7 protein-coding genes are annotated in these 16694 nt (G+C 44.9%); 1 reads left to right on the top strand and 6 read right to left on the bottom strand.

Annotation, left to right across the window (positions count from 1 at the left end):
• The first annotated feature begins 17 nt into the window (after positions 1-17).
• The gene (locus AC23N5_RS10015; RefSeq protein WP_487755461.1) at positions 18-4892 is read left to right on the top strand and encodes a T9SS type A sorting domain-containing protein; all 4875 of its coding nucleotides are present in this window, start codon (positions 18-20) and stop codon (positions 4890-4892) included.
• A gap of 88 nt (positions 4893-4980) precedes the next feature.
• Here the strand turns inward: AC23N5_RS10015 and AC23N5_RS10010 are convergent, their stop codons facing one another.
• The 6 genes from AC23N5_RS10010 to AC23N5_RS09985 form a co-directional block, all read right to left on the bottom strand.
• Entirely contained in the window at positions 4981-7578 is a 2598-nt protein-coding gene (locus AC23N5_RS10010) for a transglycosylase domain-containing protein (RefSeq protein WP_487755460.1), read from the bottom strand.
• A 79-nt stretch (positions 7579-7657) separates the two neighbouring features.
• Entirely contained in the window at positions 7658-8533 is an 876-nt protein-coding gene (locus AC23N5_RS10005; protein ID WP_183972561.1) for a transglutaminase family protein, read from the bottom strand.
• Positions 8523-11090: a circularly permuted type 2 ATP-grasp protein gene (locus AC23N5_RS10000; RefSeq protein WP_487755459.1), complete on the bottom strand. Its 2568-nt coding sequence runs from the start codon at positions 11088-11090 to the stop codon at positions 8523-8525. Before AC23N5_RS10000 ends, AC23N5_RS10005 begins: the two co-directional genes overlap by 11 nt.
• A gap of 29 nt (positions 11091-11119) precedes the next feature.
• Positions 11120-14521, bottom strand: coding sequence for a transglutaminase family protein (locus AC23N5_RS09995; protein WP_487755458.1), 3402 nt, complete (start codon positions 14519-14521; stop codon positions 11120-11122).
• A 159-nt stretch (positions 14522-14680) separates the two neighbouring features.
• On the bottom strand, positions 14681-15403 hold the full coding sequence (locus AC23N5_RS09990; RefSeq protein WP_487755457.1) for a LytR/AlgR family response regulator transcription factor: 723 nt from the start codon (positions 15401-15403) through the stop codon (positions 14681-14683).
• Between the two features lie 75 nt (positions 15404-15478).
• Complete coding sequence (locus AC23N5_RS09985) at positions 15479-16507, bottom strand: sensor histidine kinase (RefSeq protein ID WP_487755456.1); 1029 nt, start codon at positions 16505-16507, stop codon at positions 15479-15481.
• Positions 16508-16694: the final 187 nt, after the last annotated feature.

The raw sequence follows: 16694 nt of genomic DNA, 5'->3' as shown, positions 1-16694 counted from the left end.
AAATCCCCACATGTCAAATGTCTATTTCTAAACAACGCCTTCTGTATTTGCTTGTCTTGCTCTGTTGGGCAGCTGGTCAAGCGTGGTCTGCTCCCAACAAATCGCGCCGAAAGGTTTCATTAAAGGAACAAAACGGTACCTATACGCTCAAAGGAAACGAAGTGAAAGTTTCTAATAATGAGCCTTGGGCTTTGATTGCTCCCACTGCGGGCGGTACGATTGTACCCGAAACTTTCGGAGTCATTTCGGTCAAAAAAATGACGAATCCACCAGTTTTGGATGTTTATGTGTGGTCAGGTGCTATTAGCACCGATTGGCATACGGCAGGCAACTGGCTGGTGAATAGTGCCGTGGCTACGGGTACACCAAATTTTGGTTTTTTGATAGGTAACCATGTTCAAATTCCAGTGGTTGGAAATGGACGATATCCAGTAGTGACAGCCAACGCGGGCGCACGTTCTCTTACGATTGCCGCGGGCGCGAGTGTCACTGTGGCCAGCGGCGGAAAACTACGGGTTTCAGGGAGTGACGTCGATGGTGTTACCAACGGAGGAACATTTACCAACAATGGCACAACCGAGCTGGATTCTGCTTTTCGTGACGGATTTATTAACCAAGCGGGAGCGTCGTTAGTAAACACTGCTACTTTTTCGGTCGCCAAGGGTACAGGAAGTCGTCTTAAAAATTCGAGCACGATTACTAACTCAGGTACTTTCAATGTCTTTGGAGGGTTGTCGTTGGGCTTCTATAATTATTCAGGGGCTAAGTTGTTGAACACAACCTCAACGGCCGTTTTTAACGTCGAAAGTGCAGAAAACGGTGGGGTTTCTAATGAAGGTAAAATTGATAATGCAGGTACAATGAGTGTAAGAGAGGGAGTTACTGGGCCGCAATTTATCAATGCAGATTCGCTGATTAATAGAGTAGGAGCAACGTTTCAAATTGGAGATCACCAAGATGGGATTTTGCTTGACAATAAAAAATACCTGCTCAATGAAGGCACATTTAGGGTGCAGAGTGGAGGAAATAAGGGAGGGGTTTATAACCGAAATGGTGCGAAATTGCTGAATACGGCTACTGGTAGCTTTTGGATTACTCGTACCACAACAACCAATCTCAGAAATGAGGGAGTCATTGAAAATAACAATCTGTTTGAGACGAGTTATAACGCAGATAGCGCTGTCGTAAACAAAACTACAGGGAGTATTACTAATAATGGAATATGGACAGTGCAGGGGAATGAATTTGCTATAGTTAACCAAGGAACTATTTCGCTGGGTGGTTCGGCAACCTTTGATATTTCAGCAACCGGTGGCTCGGCCATAAAGAACCTAAACACCTTTATGACCGCCACAGGTTGCACCTTAAAAATATCAACAGGGAGTTCCTCCATTCTCAATGAGCCAAATGCCTACTTTGTAAACAACTGTAGCACGTCGTTTAGAAATTTGGGAGGCCCTCTTATCTTAAATAAGGGACGCTTTACGTACCTGAATGGTTCTATTTCGGCGGAAGGGATTACCTCATTTATCAAAAATGAGAAGTACATGAGTATCAATGTCCCAGTAACTTTTGGAAGTTCTGGGACTACTGCCAGTGGAGCTTTCGATAATAGCGATACGCTTATCGTGGGTTCAGCTCTTGCTAGGGCATGGTTTAATACCAATTTTTTTATAAAAAATTCTGGTTACATGACAATTGATGGGGAGCATAAAATTCACAGTATAAACAATGTAATTGAAAATTCTGGTAAATTAATTTTGCCTAGTACATTCAGCATTAATGCTGTCTATATTGGGTCACCAATCATTAATTCAGGTACGATTCAGAATGATGCTTCATTGGTCTTTTCTAATTTTGGTAGCCCATTGCTAAACAATACAGGAACGTTTTACAATAACGGTCGAGTGGAAGGTGGGCGTCATCAATCTGGCATTAACAATAATGGTGGTACCATCGTCAATGCTGGCGTTATAGAAATCGATACTGTGGGATCAAAGGGAATAGACCAATTTGGAACAAACTCAACGTTTACTAACACCGCTACTGGAAAAATTCTCCTTGATATGATAACTACCGATGGGATAGGTATCTCAACTGGAACTTTTACCAATAATGGAGAAATTCTCATTGCCCAAACCGATAGCTTAGCCTTCAATGGGATTAACAACGCGGCTACTTTTATCAACAATAAATTGATTCGGATTGGCAAGGCTGGACAAAAGGGAATTTTAAATACAGGGACGTTTACCAATGCGCCCAATTCGCAAATCTTTATTACGATGGCGCTGAGGGCTGCAAGTAGTACGGCGAAAGGGATTGATAACCAAGGAACGTTTACCAATCAAACCTGTGCCACAATAGAATCAAGACCCGCTATTGTTAACACTTCTGGTACGTTTAACAATGAAGGGGCTATTACCAAACAAGAAGATGGTTTTACGGCAGCGAGTACTATTTCTAATAATACGGGAACAATTACCAACCAAGACTCCGATGCTTTCAATGTCGCTGGCACCAATACAACGTTTGTGTTTGCGATGACGAGTAGCAATGCAGCAATGTGCGTAGGCGAAACCCGTACCCTCACTACTTCGGCAAGTGGTGCAGTAACATTCTCTGCAACTGGCCCAGCTACGGTCTCTGGAAATTTATTAACGGTTACGGGAGCGGGAGCTATTACGGTTACCGCAATTTATGCGCTTAATCCTAGCTGTTCGTTTACAGTTAATCAAACCATTACGGGCAAAGCCTTGCCAAACGCAGGAACGATTTCTCCATTGTCAGTTTGTGCTGGTAATACCATAACGCTTACTTCCAATGGTTTAGGTGGTGGTAGTTGGAGCGGAAATAATAACGCAGTAGCAACCGTTAATCCTACTACGGGTCAACTAACAGGCGTAAGTGCGGGTTTTGTTCAAGTTACTTATTTGGTGAGCAATAACGGTTGTTCAACTTCTACGACAGCTTCAGTTCAAGTAAAAGCATTGCCTACGCTGACAGTAACAGGAGGGCTGGTACCTAGTAGCCGCTGTCCTGTGTTAGAACCTGTCTCTATGTACTCAACGGTAAGCTGTGGTACTGATAAAACAGCGATGTGGTACGATGCTCCAACGGGTGGCAGTACGGTGTTGGTGCCAAATCAGACACCTTTGGTGACAAAAGATTACTACGTAGCGTGTAAAGACGTCTTGACGGGTTGTGAAAGTGCTGAACGCGCAAAAATTACTTTTACAGCTTTACCAGTGGGAAGTACACCAACAAACGTTAGTTTAACGGCCGACGGACAAATGGTTACGGTTGGACAATCGGCTAGTTTTTGTGATTTGGTAGGCGCAGATATTACGTTTTCTAGTGCTTGTCCAAGCGGTCAACAGCTATTGATTTCTGTCGATGGTGCTGAATATTCGGCAACAATTCCAACCCAAATGGTGGATGGGAACAATCACAATTATCGGGTACGTTGCCAAGCAGGGACAGGTATTGAAGCGTGTTTAGGGCCAGAATCTGGTGCTATGTCACTGCGAATTTACCCAGCTCTTCCAAAGCCAACTGCAACAATTTTACCTTTAAGTATTTGTAGTTCAAGCGCATCTGTGCCATTTTTATCCAATGCTAGTTGTGGAAATACCGTGACAATTTGGTACAATGCAGCAACGAACCAACCTGTAACCTTACCAAGTCAAACGCCAACAACGACCTCTTCGTACTACGTTAAATGCCAAAGTGTGGGTGGGTGTATGAGCGAAGCCAGTGATGTGGTTACTTTCACTGTTTATCAAGCAGGCGTAGCTCCAATAGTGTCGGTTATTGGCGATGATAACCTGTGTGCAGGCCAAACGGCTCGTTTGACAACCAATTGCCCTGCTGGCTCAACAGTGGTTTGGAATACAAACGTAAACGGAGCGACTTTAGAAGTAAGTTCTGCTTCTATGTCAACGGCGTCATACAGTGCCAAATGTGTTTTGGCGGGCGGTTGTGAGACACCAATGAGTGCTTCTAAAGTAATAAACTGGCGGGCATTTAGCCTAACGGTCTATAATGTAGGTGGTTCACAATCGGGTGTGAAGTCGGGAGCTGTGGTTACGAAATCAGATTGGAGTGCCAATTTTATCACACCAGATGCGGGGCCAAGCCTTGAAAAAAGCACCCAAAACAACCCAACGGTTTACTTTGTAGAAAATGTAAACAAAATTGCTCCTCGGTACTGGACGATTGAAGTAGAAACCTGTAATTTAGGCACTGACGGTTCAATAACCTATAATATGTCGGCGGCTCCCGAAACGGGCGTGGTGCGTTCATACAATACCCACGAAAACAACGCTCCCTATTTTATGTATGCAAACCGTGATGGTTTCCGTGAACTTTATGCACAAAACCACCCTGCTTATGGGTTCTATCTTGACAATGGTAGCGGCGGGAATATCTATGATGTAGGCTTGCCCAAAGGTTCTTATAAACTTGGTATTCGCTACTGGGATATGAAAGGATGGGGAAGTATTTACCCTTCTACTCGTCAGGCGCAAGGAAATGTGCTTGCCTATCAAGAATTCTGGTTTAGAATCCAATCGAAAGATGGAATTGGCGTAGGAGCTGCAAGAGAAGCAGCTGAAAGCTTGGCGACAGTAGAACAAAATGAACTCGCCGAAATCGCGCCCAACCCTGTTTCTCAGACCCTTTACTTGAAGGTAAAAAATGTAAAAGGTGTTTCGGTAAACCTAGATTTAATGGATATTTCTGGTCGAAAAGTGCTTGGACGCTCGTTTGTTCCTGAATCTAACCAGCACCAAGAGGAGTTTGATGTGAGTCAAATGGTCAACGGAATGTATTTCCTACGGATCAATGCGGGCTCTAAGCAAACAACCTTGAAAGTGCTAAAAATGAGTAAGTAACATTGGTCGCTCTGCTATAATAAAACCCCGTTTAACCTTAAAGTTAAACGGGGTTTTTGCATTATTGGAGGTTATTTGCGACCGATTATCAACGAGAATTTGTCGTATCCACGGGGACTTGAGGGTCGTGGTCACTTTCATCAAATGTTGGTAACATATCCAACGTATCATTAACTGTGCTAGTCGAGTCAGCTAAGTTTTCAATCGGTGATGATGGCGCACAATCACGGTAACTTTTCAGGATGGCAATGGTTGGTTTAGGGAATGGTCCACGAACGTAGCCGATATTAGGGTCATCATAGACTTTTTCCAAGAACCGTCCCACCAATGGAAGGGCTGTTTTGGCCCCTTCGCCCAGGTTCGTACTGCGGAAGTGGATGCTTCGGTCGTCGCCGCCTACCCATGCACCTACCACAAGGTCTTTGGTGACACCCATAAACCAGCCATCAGAGTTGTTGGAAGTAGTACCTGTTTTACCACCGATTTCAAATCCTTTTTTGAATAAACTACCGAAAGTCCACATATTTTGCGAAGTTCCACCTGGTTCTTCAATACCGCCTTTGAGCATGTGAACCATCAAAAATGCTGATTCTTCGCTGATAACCTGCTTACTTTTTGGGGCAAAACTTGCAATTTCACTGCCATTGGAATCTAAAATACGAGCCACCACGATAGGGTCTGTGTGTTTGCCGTGATTAGGGAAAACGCTGTAGGCAGTTACCATGTCGAAAAGTGAGACGTCAAAAGGACCAAGTCCGATAGAAGCTACGGGTTTTAGTGCGGTGGTTATTCCTAGTTTTTGGGCATATTTAACAACGGCCTGCGCCCCAATCCGATTGGTCAAATGCGCCGTAACGGAGTTAATGGAGCGAGCCAATGCCCTACGAAGCGTCAGTTCTTGGTACGTAAAACCACCCGTAGAGTTTTTTGGTCGCCAGATGCGGGTTGTGTCTTTGCCTTTGACTTTCTCCCGAACTTCAATCTCAAAAGGTTCGTCTTTCATTTTATCACAAGGAGAAAGATTAAAAGCCGAACTGTCGATGGCAGCGCAGTAAACAAACGGTTTAAAGGTGGATCCTGGTTGGCGTTTTCCTTGCTGAACCGCATCGTACTTGAAAAATTTGTAATTTAAACCTCCTACCCAAGCCTTTACTTGACCCGTGTAAGGATCCATGGCCATCATGCCCGCCCGTAAAATGCGTTTGTAATAATTAAGCGAATCTATCGAGCTCATCACGACCTTTTTATCCCGTCCCGTTTTCCAATCATAAATGGTCATGGTATCTTTTTTATTCATATAATACCAAATGGAATCCTGACGGACGGTCGAGTCTAATTTGGAAAAACGTTTGGAAAGGGCTTTGTAACGGTCGGTACGCTTGGCTACATCCGTAAGAAAGTTAGGAATTTCTACCCCTTTTTCGTCGCGCCAAGGATTTTGATTTAACCAGTGATTTTCAAACGTTTGTTGGAGTGTTTTCATTCGTTCAAACGTAGCCTCTACGGCGTATTTCTGCATCCGTGAGTCAATCGTCGTGTAGATTTTAAGGCCATCTTTATAAGGGTCGTAATCGTTTTCTTCCCCCCATTTTTCCATAAAATCTTCCACACTTCCGTTGAAATACTGATAAATCGCGTATTCGTTATTTTCGTCGTTAAAGCGCTCGGGAGTCAGTTTGAGGTCAATCGGCGATTTAGATAGCGAATCGACGGTCGTCTGTTTTAAGTACCCGTATTTCACCATCTGATTCATCACTGTATTCCGACGAATAAGCGAACGGTCATAGTTTTTAACGGGGTTGTAAAGGGTTGTTCCTTTTTGAAGCCCTACCAACACGGCGGCTTCTTGAATAGTCAGGTTGTAGGGCCCTTTATCGAAATAAAAACGAGCGGCTGTTTTGATTCCGTACGTATTGTTGCCGTAGTCAACGGTGTTAAAATACATCGTCAAAATTTCCTCTTTGGAGAAATTCCGTTCGAGCCGAATGGCCGTCAACCACTCTTTGGTTTTGTACAATACCGTTCTAATCAAAGGAATATTGCCAAGCAACCCCCGTGCCGACTTACGGCGTGTGCGAAAAAGCTTTTTGGCCAACTGTTGGGTAATGGTACTACCCCCTCCACGTTCGCCACCTTTTAAAATTCCGACGGCAACCCCAAAAAGTGCGCGGGAGTCAATGCCCGAGTGCTCATAAAAACGAGCATCTTCTGTCGCAATGAGGGCTTTAACAAGGTAGGGCGACAAACTATCGAAATCAACGGGAGTACGATTTTCGGTATATAATTTTCCGATAAGTTTGCCATCTGCCGAATAAATCTCCGAAGCCTGCGCTACTTTTGGGTTTTGTAGTTCTTCGACGCTCGGCATACTTCCGCAGAGCCATAAGAAGTTTGTTTCGACACAAAAAATGTAAAAAACAAAAGCACCAAATCCGTAAAGAAATGTTTTCCAGGCGGTTACGACGGGTTTGTAGTAGGGTGAATTTACATCAACGCGTGCGTAGTAGTAATCCCAGAGTCGTTTTGTAAGCTGTTGGTATTGGTTGGTCCATTCGTTGAGACGATCGAGTCCCACGATTTTGGCGAGCATCTGGTACAGTAAAGCTCCGAGCCATTTCCCGAATTTTCGAAAAGGCGTGGTGATTTTCTGCCAAAGTGCTCCTATTTTCTCCAAAAAATCCTGCATATCTGATATTCTGAATGAGTTTTGGGGTCAAAGATAGGGTTATTGGGATAAATCAAAAAATGATGTTTGACCCAATTATTTATCGACCTTTGGGAATGACGTCAACGGCTACCGATAATGTATGCCGTCCCGAACTAAAAATAATACCTTTTAGGGGAGCAATGTCGCTGTAATCGCGCCCATAGGCCGTCACAATGTGGCGTTCTTGCGGAATCATGTCGTTGGTAGGGTCAAATTCGCACCAACCAAAAGGCGGAATATAGACCGATACCCAAGCATGGGAAGCGTCCGAGCCTTGGAGTTTCTTTTTGCCAGGAGGTGGTAGGGTTTCCAGATAACCGCTTACATAGCGCGCTGGAAAACCCATGCTTCGTAAACTGGCAATGGCCAAATGTGAAAAATCCTGACAAACACCTCGTTTTTCTTTGAGCACCGTTTGCAGGGGCGTTTGAACGGTCGTAAAATTAGAATCAAACTTAAATTCGGTAAAAATGGCGTGACAAAGGTCTTTGACGCAGGTGTAAAGCAATTTGTCGGGCAAAAAAAAGCGTTGGGCAAAGGCGGTAATTTCGTCGTCCCAAGCAATGAAATGACTAGGAAGCAGGTATTGGAGCAAGTCCACCTTCAAGGCGCGCGTACCCCAAATATGTTCTTTGGCTGCTTGGCAGGTCATCGAAAGGGGCTCGTTGACGGGTTCTTTGGCAAAACTTTCTACATCGCTTTCGGCAACCACAATCAATTCTTTGTGAGCAACGTCAATTGAAAAATAATGGAGCGTATTGCCAAAATAGTCGGTTCGGGTGACTATTTCGGCTGGAGCTGGCGAAATCCGTAATTCAAAGTGGCGACAAATCTGCGCCTCAAGTTGGCGTGGTTGCAGGCACACCAAACTATGATAGGTAGAGACAGACCCAAAATAGTTGTACTTGGTTCGGTGGGTAAGTTTATACCTCATTAGTAGCGTCGTTTACAGATTTTTCTACCAAGACAGACTGAATAAAGGTATGGGTAAAATAGGTGTCGGTGAGACTCACCGTGACAGAGGAAATGAGGTTGGCCACGCGCGACAAAAGCTGGTCGAAATCTTTTCGGAAAGGCTTGTTAGGAGACCCCAAAACAAGCCGCGAAACATCTGCTAATTTCATTTGGGTTGCTGCTTCTAGTACGGCTTTCTCCGCTTTGTTTAAACGGATAGTTGGCGAAACGTTGGGTAGTTGGGCCAGACATTTTGCCAACAAATCAAGCTGGTAGGCAATCGAATACGGAATTTTGTCGTCCATCAACACCATATCGAGCATGGTTTCGAGGTTAAAACTACTTTTGTATAGCTGACGGTAATGTACCAATAGGTAATGATTGGTCAATACGGCTTCAATCAGTTCGTTTTCGGTATTAACGTCATTTTTGAAACTAAAACATGAACGTAATACACTGATTTTGGCCAGAAGTCGCTCCACCAACTTGCCTGCTTCAAAGAGGTGATAGGCATGGTCGCGGGGCATTGATTCAGAGAGAGTTCCGTAAAAGGTAAATACCCTGCCGTGGAGCTTGTCCAACAAATTTTGGACGGAATTGTGGTTGTGAATGTCCAAGCTCTTGGTTTTCTTCAAGCTGTTTTCCAACAGCGTTATGACCCGACGGGTATCATGATTCCAGCGGTCGCTTACGGCCAATGCACTATTTAAAAATGACTGGACGTTGGAGGCGACAGTTCCTGATTTTTGACTGTTTTTTACCAACTCACCTAGTTCTTTGTAAGGATTTTCGCGAATCTGCTCATTTTTTTCGTCCGTAAACCCTGGATAGGAGAGGGTAAGGTGCGTGGTTGATTTGAGCAAAATGTCGATGTATTCCAACTTAAACGACCCGCGAAAGTCCACGTTCTCGTTGATGGCACTGATTACAATCCGAAGAAACTTCGTGAGCGACATGGTTCGCTCGGCATAACGCCCTGCCCAAAATAAATTTTCGGCACTTCGGCTGGGTAAAGTACTGTGTGGCGTAGCCGTATTTTTGACCGTGTTGGTCATTCGACTTGGCGTCTCGGCCACCGTATCCGAAACAATCCACGTATCTTTTGAAATTCCGCCGTACTGATTAGAAATAACGTAGCGGTCTTTTTCGGCCGAACTCCGCGTCAGGCCCCCCTGCAACATGCAATAATCGGAGCCGTTGGATACCATATAAGCCCGCAAAGAGGCCAAGCGGGGTTCTATTTTTCCATTGACCAACGACGGCGTCGTGGACAAGCTTACCTCCTCCTGCGCCACGTATTCGTGGGGCGTTTTCAGGATTTCAAGTCGAAGCTGTGCTAAGGCTTCTTTGGACAATGTTTTGCCATAAACCGACCGAAATTTTTGTTTTCGATTGGCTTTTTTGATGATAAGTCGGTGCAAATTGTCCAACACATACCCTAATTCCTTCTGTTGTCCACACCACCAAGTGGCAATAGAGGGCATGAGAAGGTCTTGTTGCAAGAAAAACTTAGAACAAGATTGCATAAAGGACAACAAAGCGCTGTTTTCAAGCGCACTGACACCAGGAGGGTTGATAACAGCTACTTTCCCCGAACGAATCGAATGCAGCAACCCAGGTACACCAAGTCGAGAATCTTCGCGGAGTTCGAGGGGGTCAGACCAATCATCGTCAACCCGCCGAATGATAACATCCACTTTCTCCAGCCCTTCCAAAGATTTTAACCAAACATAGCCATCCCGCACTACCAAGTCATCGCCTTGCGCTAAGGTATAGCCAAGGTAAGAGGCCAAATAGGCATGTTCAAAGTACGTTTCATTGTTTGGACCCGGGGTAAGATACACCACATTGGGGTTCTCTTTGGTGTGAGGAGCGAGGCGGAGAATTGTTTGGTGAATGGTATTAAAAAAAGGAAACAAGCGCCCAACGTACATCCCTTCCGTGAGTTCGGGAAGGAGTTTGCTCATAATTCGGCGGTTTTCGAGGGCATATCCAGCTCCAGAAGGCGCTTGGGTACGGTTGTCAACCAGCCACATTCGACGGTCGGGGCCCCGTGCGACGTCAGCTGCGTAAAGTAACAGCTGGTTTTCGGAAGGAAGTTTTACGTCAAAACAAGGGCGGAAAAATCCTGTGTTGTCAAAAATAAGCTCGGGCGGAAGTATGCCTTCATGGACAAGGCGTTGCGGGCCATAAATGTCCCGCAGCACCAAGTCCAAGACCTGCGCCCGTTGTTTTAAACCGAGCGTAATTTGTTCCCATTCTTTTTGTTCAATTAAAAAGGGGATGGGGTCTAGTTGCCAAGGGTGATTGAGCCCATCGGCACTTTCATAGACATTGTACGTAACGCCATTTTCTCGTAACCTGTTGATTATTTCTTGGTTACGATAGTCAAGTTCTTTTAACCCTATTTTTTCTAAAGATGCAAAAAGTTTGTTCCAATGGGGCTTCACCAGCCCATCGGCCCCAATGACTTCATCATACGTACTTATTTCGCGTCGATACGATTGGAGGAGGCTAGTTTGGGTATCAGTCAGCATCAAATAGGGTATTTAGAAAAACGTTTTTACTAACGCGCTCGCCAAAAACGGCGTAAGTCGAGCGTCGTTGGGTATTCAGGATTGATAAGTTCAATAGGTGTGTCAATTTTGAGGTCTTTTTTGTTTTCGGCCATAAAACGCGAAACCGAACCGCCTTGGTTTGTAATTACTTCGATGGCGTCTTGCTTGGCCGAAGGCGTATGCCCAAAATCCCAGAAACGACTAATTCGCCGCGATTCGGCCTCATAACTATTGACAGGGTAGGTATCGAAGCTGCGGCCGCCCGGGTGAGTGACAAAATACGTACAACCTCCCAGCACGCGGTTATTCCAAGTATCCACAATGTCGAATACCAAGGGGGCATCCACACCAACTGTAGGGTGCAACGCCGACGGTGGGTTCCAGGCTTTGTAGCGAATACCTGAGACGTATTCTCCCTTCACGCCTGTGCTGCGCAACGGCACACGGCAGCCATTACAAATCAGGATGTGACGTTCTTCCACAAAACCACTTACTTTGACTTGAAGGCGTTCGAGCGACGAATCGACAAAACGAGCCGTGCCAGCGCTGGAAAGTTCTTCACCTAAGACGTGCCAAGGCTCAATGCCAAGACGCAAATCGAGCTGAATATTCCCGACAGAAATAGTGCCATAATGCGGGAAGCGGAACTCAAAGAAGGCATCAAACCACGAAATGTCGAAGTGATAGCCTGCGTCTTTTAAGTCATTGACGACATCCACCATGTCGAGGTAAGCAAAGTGAGGCAGCAAGAAGCGGTCGTGTAGCTCCGTACCCCAGCGAATGAGTTTTTTCTTGTAAGGTTGTTTCCAAAATTTGGCAATCAACGCCCGCACCAAGAGGTTTTGCACCAAGTTCATGTGCTTGTGGGGAGGCATATCAAATGCCCTAAATTCGAGAATCCCCAAGCGTCCCGTAGAAGAGTCGGGCGAGTACAGTTTATCAATGCAAAATTCGGTACGGTGGGTATTGCCTGTGATGTCCACCAACAGGTTTCTAAATATCCTGTCCACCATCCAAAACGGAACGTCTTCGTTTTCAGGGATTTGATCGAAGGCAATTTCAACTTCGTACAAACGCTCATCGCGGCCTTCGTCGAAACGTGGCGCTTGGCTGGTAGGGCCAATAAATGGCCCCGCAAACAAATAACTCAACGCGGGGTGATGCTGCCAGTAGGTAAGCAAACTACGCAGCAAATCTGGCCGACGAAGCACGGGGCTATCGGCAGGTTTGGCGCCACCAATGGTCACGTGGTTGCCACCGCCCGTGCCTGTATGACGGCCGTCCACCATAAATTTGTCAGTGCCAAGGCGCGCTAGAAAGGCTTCTTCGTAGAGGGCGGTTGTGTTGTCAACAAGTTCTTGCCAAGTTTTAGAGGGGTGAATATTGACTTCAATTACCCCTGGGTCAGGCGTAACCATCAATTTTTGGATACGGTAGTCCGAAGGCGGTGTATAGCCTTCAATTCGCACAGGCATTTGTAATTTCTCGGCCGTTACTTCTACCGTAGCTACCAAATCGAGGTAGTGCTCCAAATAATCGGTTGGGGGTAAAAAAACGTAAATAATTCCATCTCTTTCTTCCACCGACAAGGCAGTGGTGAAAGTATTCAATTCAAAAAGAATGGATTTGTCTTCTTCCTCTTTCGACTCGTTTTTGGAGGAGGTAGGTAGTTGATAATCAGGTGCAATGGTTCCGAATCTTTTTTCGGCAGTGGCATGGTGGGTTCCTAGGTCATCCAATTCTTCAAAAGGGCTCCGTTCTACGATGGGCTCTTTTTTGTCTTTGGCAACCTTAGGTAAAGATTCTAAAGGCAAACGCAAACCAGCGGGAGAATTTCCAGGGATTAAAAAGACATGCTTCCTTCTAAATTCCCACAAACAGCTCGTCCAAGCGTTGGTTTCATACTGCCATTTGAGGGGTAATACGTAACCAGTTGGGTTGTTTAAGCCTTTTTCAAAAATTTTAGCCATTGTTTGCCGCTGAATCGAATCTTTGAGATTCACCTCAAGCGGGTCAAGATTGACAGGCAGTTTGCCTTCCTCAAGCGCCCAATAAATCGGGTCTTCGTAAGTTGGCTTTAGATTTTGAGGATTGATTCCCAGGTATTTTGTTAGTTCTTGGGCAAAAATATGGGCATCTTCAAACGTATAATTTGTTTCATTTTCTTTGGCTACCAGCGCATCATTTTTCCAGATTGGCAAGCCGTCTTTCCGCCAGTAAAGTGCATATTGCCAGCGCGGAAATAATTCGCCTGGGTACCACTTCCCTTGTCCGAAATGTAACAAACCACCGTGGGCAAAGCGATTTTTTAAGCGCAAGGCCAAGTCGTACGCCAATTTGCGCTTGAGTGGGCCATCAGCAGCGGAATTCCATTCGGGCGACTCATAATCGTCAATTGAAACGAAGGTAGGTTCGCCACCCATTGTGAGCCGTACATCGCCGTCTTGTAAGTCTTTTTCGACAACATTTCCGACTTGCATAATGGCTTCCCATTGCGCCTCGCTGTAGGGTTTAGTAACCCGTGGGTCTTCGTGAATCCGAAACACTTGGTTGTCAAATTCAAACGAAACCTCGCAAACGTCAGTGGCCCCTGTTACTGGAGCGGCGCTTGCAAAGTCTGGCGTACAGCAAAGTGGTATGTGCCCTTCACTGGCAAACAGCCCCGAAGTAGGATCTAACCCAATCCAGCCTGCCCCAGGAATATAGGCTTCTACCCAAGCGTGCAAATCGGTAAAATCTTTTTCAGGTCCCGAAGGCCCATCCAGCGATTTGACATCTGAGGTCAGCTGCACCAAATAACCAGATACAAACCGCGCTGCAATGCCCAAATGACGAAGTACTTGGACGAACAACCAAGCCGAATCGCGGCAAGAACCGCTGCGTTTGGTAAGGGTTTCTTCGCAAGTTTGTACCCCAGGCTCCATGCGTACATTGTAAAACAAGTCGCTAAAAATCCGTTGATTGAGGTGTACCAAATAGTCAACGGTGTTTATATCGGTCGTGATTTTGTTTTGCTCAATCCAATCGACCAGCAATGCCCCTGACTCGCGCGCTTCTAAATAGGGGAGTAGTTCTTTACTTAAAAGGTCGTCGTACTTAAATGGGAATTTTGTGGCATACTCTTCCACAAAAAAATCGAATGGGTTGATGACCTGCATTCGGGCAATGACCTCTACTTCAACGCTTAACTCAGTGGTTTTTTCGGGAAAAACAACCCGCGCTTGGTAGTTGCCAAAAGGGTCTTGTTGCCAATTGATAAAGTGATTCTTTGGCGAAATTTTGAAAGAATACCCTTCGATGGGCGTCCGTGAGTGGGGCGCTGGCCGTAACCGAAATACGTGAGGAGAAAGGCTTACGCTACGGTCGAAGATGTACTTGGTTTTGTGGGAAATAGCAACTTTTATTGACATAGCCAGCAACGAAAAGTTAAGAAGTTAACAGTGGGTTGACAAGAAACCGTCGAAAGACGTTCTATGTAAAAAAAGCAAAAAATGTTGGATAAAATAAGCCCAGACCTGAAAAATTATACTTTTCCTTTGAGGAGTAATAAGCGATTGGAGGCCAATCATTCAAAGTCCCAGCGTTTTTAGAAATCCTTCGCGGTAACTACTACCAATGGGTACCTCATGGGACTGGATAAAAACGCGATTTCCCTCGATGTGGGTGATTCTAGCTTTATTAATCAAAAAAGAACGATGCACCCGTAAAAAGTGCGTTGACGGAAGTAATTCCTCAAAACTTGAAAAAGTCATGCTGGGGAGCAGCGTATGTTGCGTGGTGACAACCTTCGTATAATTTCCCTGTGCTTCTGCAAACAGCAAGTCGTCGTGCATGATTTTGAAAATTTTGCCATCTGCCTTCAGAAATAAATAATCCTCCGTTTTCTCAGAGTAAATAGTGCCTCCATTGGGACGGTCCGCTGCGCGGGTTAGGGGGCTTTTCTCCAATGCTTTATCCACTGCCACAATAAAGCGTTCTAAAGAAAAGGGTTTTAGCAAATAGTCACAAGCTGCCAAATCGAACGCATCGACGGCGTATTCTTTGTAGGCCGTCGTGAAAATGACTTGTGGTGGATTTTTTAAGGTTTTTAAAAATGAAATGCCGTTCAAAACGGGCATATTGATGTCCAAAAAAAGAAGGTCGATTTGTTGAGTTTGCAAAATCGTTTTAGCCTCCAGCGCATTGCCCACCGAAGCTACGATGTGAAGCATCGGTAAATGACTGCAATACGCTTTGATGATTTCCCGCGCAATGGGTTCATCGTCAACAATCAGGCAATGGAGTTGGGACATAATTGAATTAGGAAGTAAGAATTAGAAGGTAAGAAATCGAAAATTACTCATATCTCCTAACTCATCGCTCATCATTTACTTCATCTTCAGCTGCAACATGACCTGATAAAAACCCTCAGTCTCTTCAATCTTCAACTCATGTTCATTAGGATAAAGCAATTCTAGTCGTTTTCTAATACTTGCTAGACCAAAACCACTGTGTTTGTCAATCACATTTTCGCCTTCTTGCGGCAGACTAAATGAATTTTTGACTGAGAACAGAATTGAATCTGCCCAGGTTTTGAGGGTGATTTCTACAAAAATATGCTCTTCAGCGGTGTTTTTGGAATGTTTAAAGGCATTTTCGATGAATACAATCAGCAACATGGGGGCGATTTTGATGTCGGGTCGAGGAAGTGACTCGAACGCGCCGGTAAGCATTAGCCGTTCTCCAATGCGTATTTTCTCAAAATCAATGTAATTGTTGATGTAGGTCAGTTCGTCCTTCAACGGAACAAATACTTCTTTGGTATCATAGACCGAATACCGCAGTAAATCGGCCAATTTTAATAAAAGCGGTGGGATTTTTTCGTGCTGGGTAATCGACAATCCGTACAAATTATTGAGCGTGTTGAACAAAAAATGGGGACTTAGCTGGGACTGTAGCAGCTGCAATTCACTTTTACTGTGGGCTGCCGACGTTTGGGCTTCGCGCAATTGAAATTGAACATTGTGCCTCACTATTTTAATCAAACCACCCAAAAGCAAGGGGATAAATACGAGGGGAATCCAAAATAAAAATTTGATGAGCCGATTTCCTTGAAACGGAAGAACAAATACCGCGATAATACACCCAATAATCAATAGAATTATCGCAATAACGTATTCATTATCAATGGGTTTTTGGTGAGAAATCCAGAGTTGAGAAAGATACCTCCCCGTAAATACACCTATTACAAATAAAAACGTAATGGCCGAGGCCGTGGCTTCATCTTCGTGGATTCCTACGTTTCTGACATAGACTTCAATCATCAAAAATAAAGGAACGCTGAACAGAAGCGATAGGTAAATATAGAGCTGTTTCCCGAAAAAAGAAGTGAGCCAGTGACTTTGTGGAGTACTCATGGGCGTACTGTTTACGTGTGTTGATTGAACTGGCAGCAAAGTTGACTATTTTGGGAAATGCAAGGCTATTTTCAGGACGAACACTTCCAAAACGCTGACGGAAACCTGTTGGAAGACCACCAACCAGTTCGACACCCAAAATCAGTATTCTGTCAGACTTTTGGCAAGATACAACAGGTTTTTTTTA

This window comes from Runella sp. R5_40 (assembly GCF_057652295.1).
Note: the sequence above shows the minus strand (reverse complement) of the source record. Positions and strands in the feature narration are given on the sequence as shown.

Bases quoted from the DNA above. Each gene is read 5' to 3' on its own strand.
- AC23N5_RS10010 (WP_487755460.1), bottom strand. From the start codon at position 7,578: ATGCAGGATTTTTTGGAGAAAATAGGAGCACTTTGGCAGAAAATCACC.
- AC23N5_RS09995 (WP_487755458.1), bottom strand. From the start codon at position 14,521: ATGTCAATAAAAGTTGCTATTTCCCACAAAACCAAGTACATCTTCGAC.
- AC23N5_RS10000 (WP_487755459.1), bottom strand. From the start codon at position 11,090: ATGCTGACTGATACCCAAACTAGCCTCCTCCAATCGTATCGACGCGAA.
- AC23N5_RS09985 (WP_487755456.1), bottom strand. From the start codon at position 16,507: ATGAGTACTCCACAAAGTCACTGGCTCACTTCTTTTTTCGGGAAACAG.
- AC23N5_RS09990 (WP_487755457.1), bottom strand. From the start codon at position 15,403: ATGTCCCAACTCCATTGCCTGATTGTTGACGATGAACCCATTGCGCGG.
- AC23N5_RS10005 (WP_183972561.1), bottom strand. From the start codon at position 8,533: ATGAGGTATAAACTTACCCACCGAACCAAGTACAACTATTTTGGGTCT.
- AC23N5_RS10015 (WP_487755461.1), top strand. From the start codon at position 18: ATGTCTATTTCTAAACAACGCCTTCTGTATTTGCTTGTCTTGCTCTGT.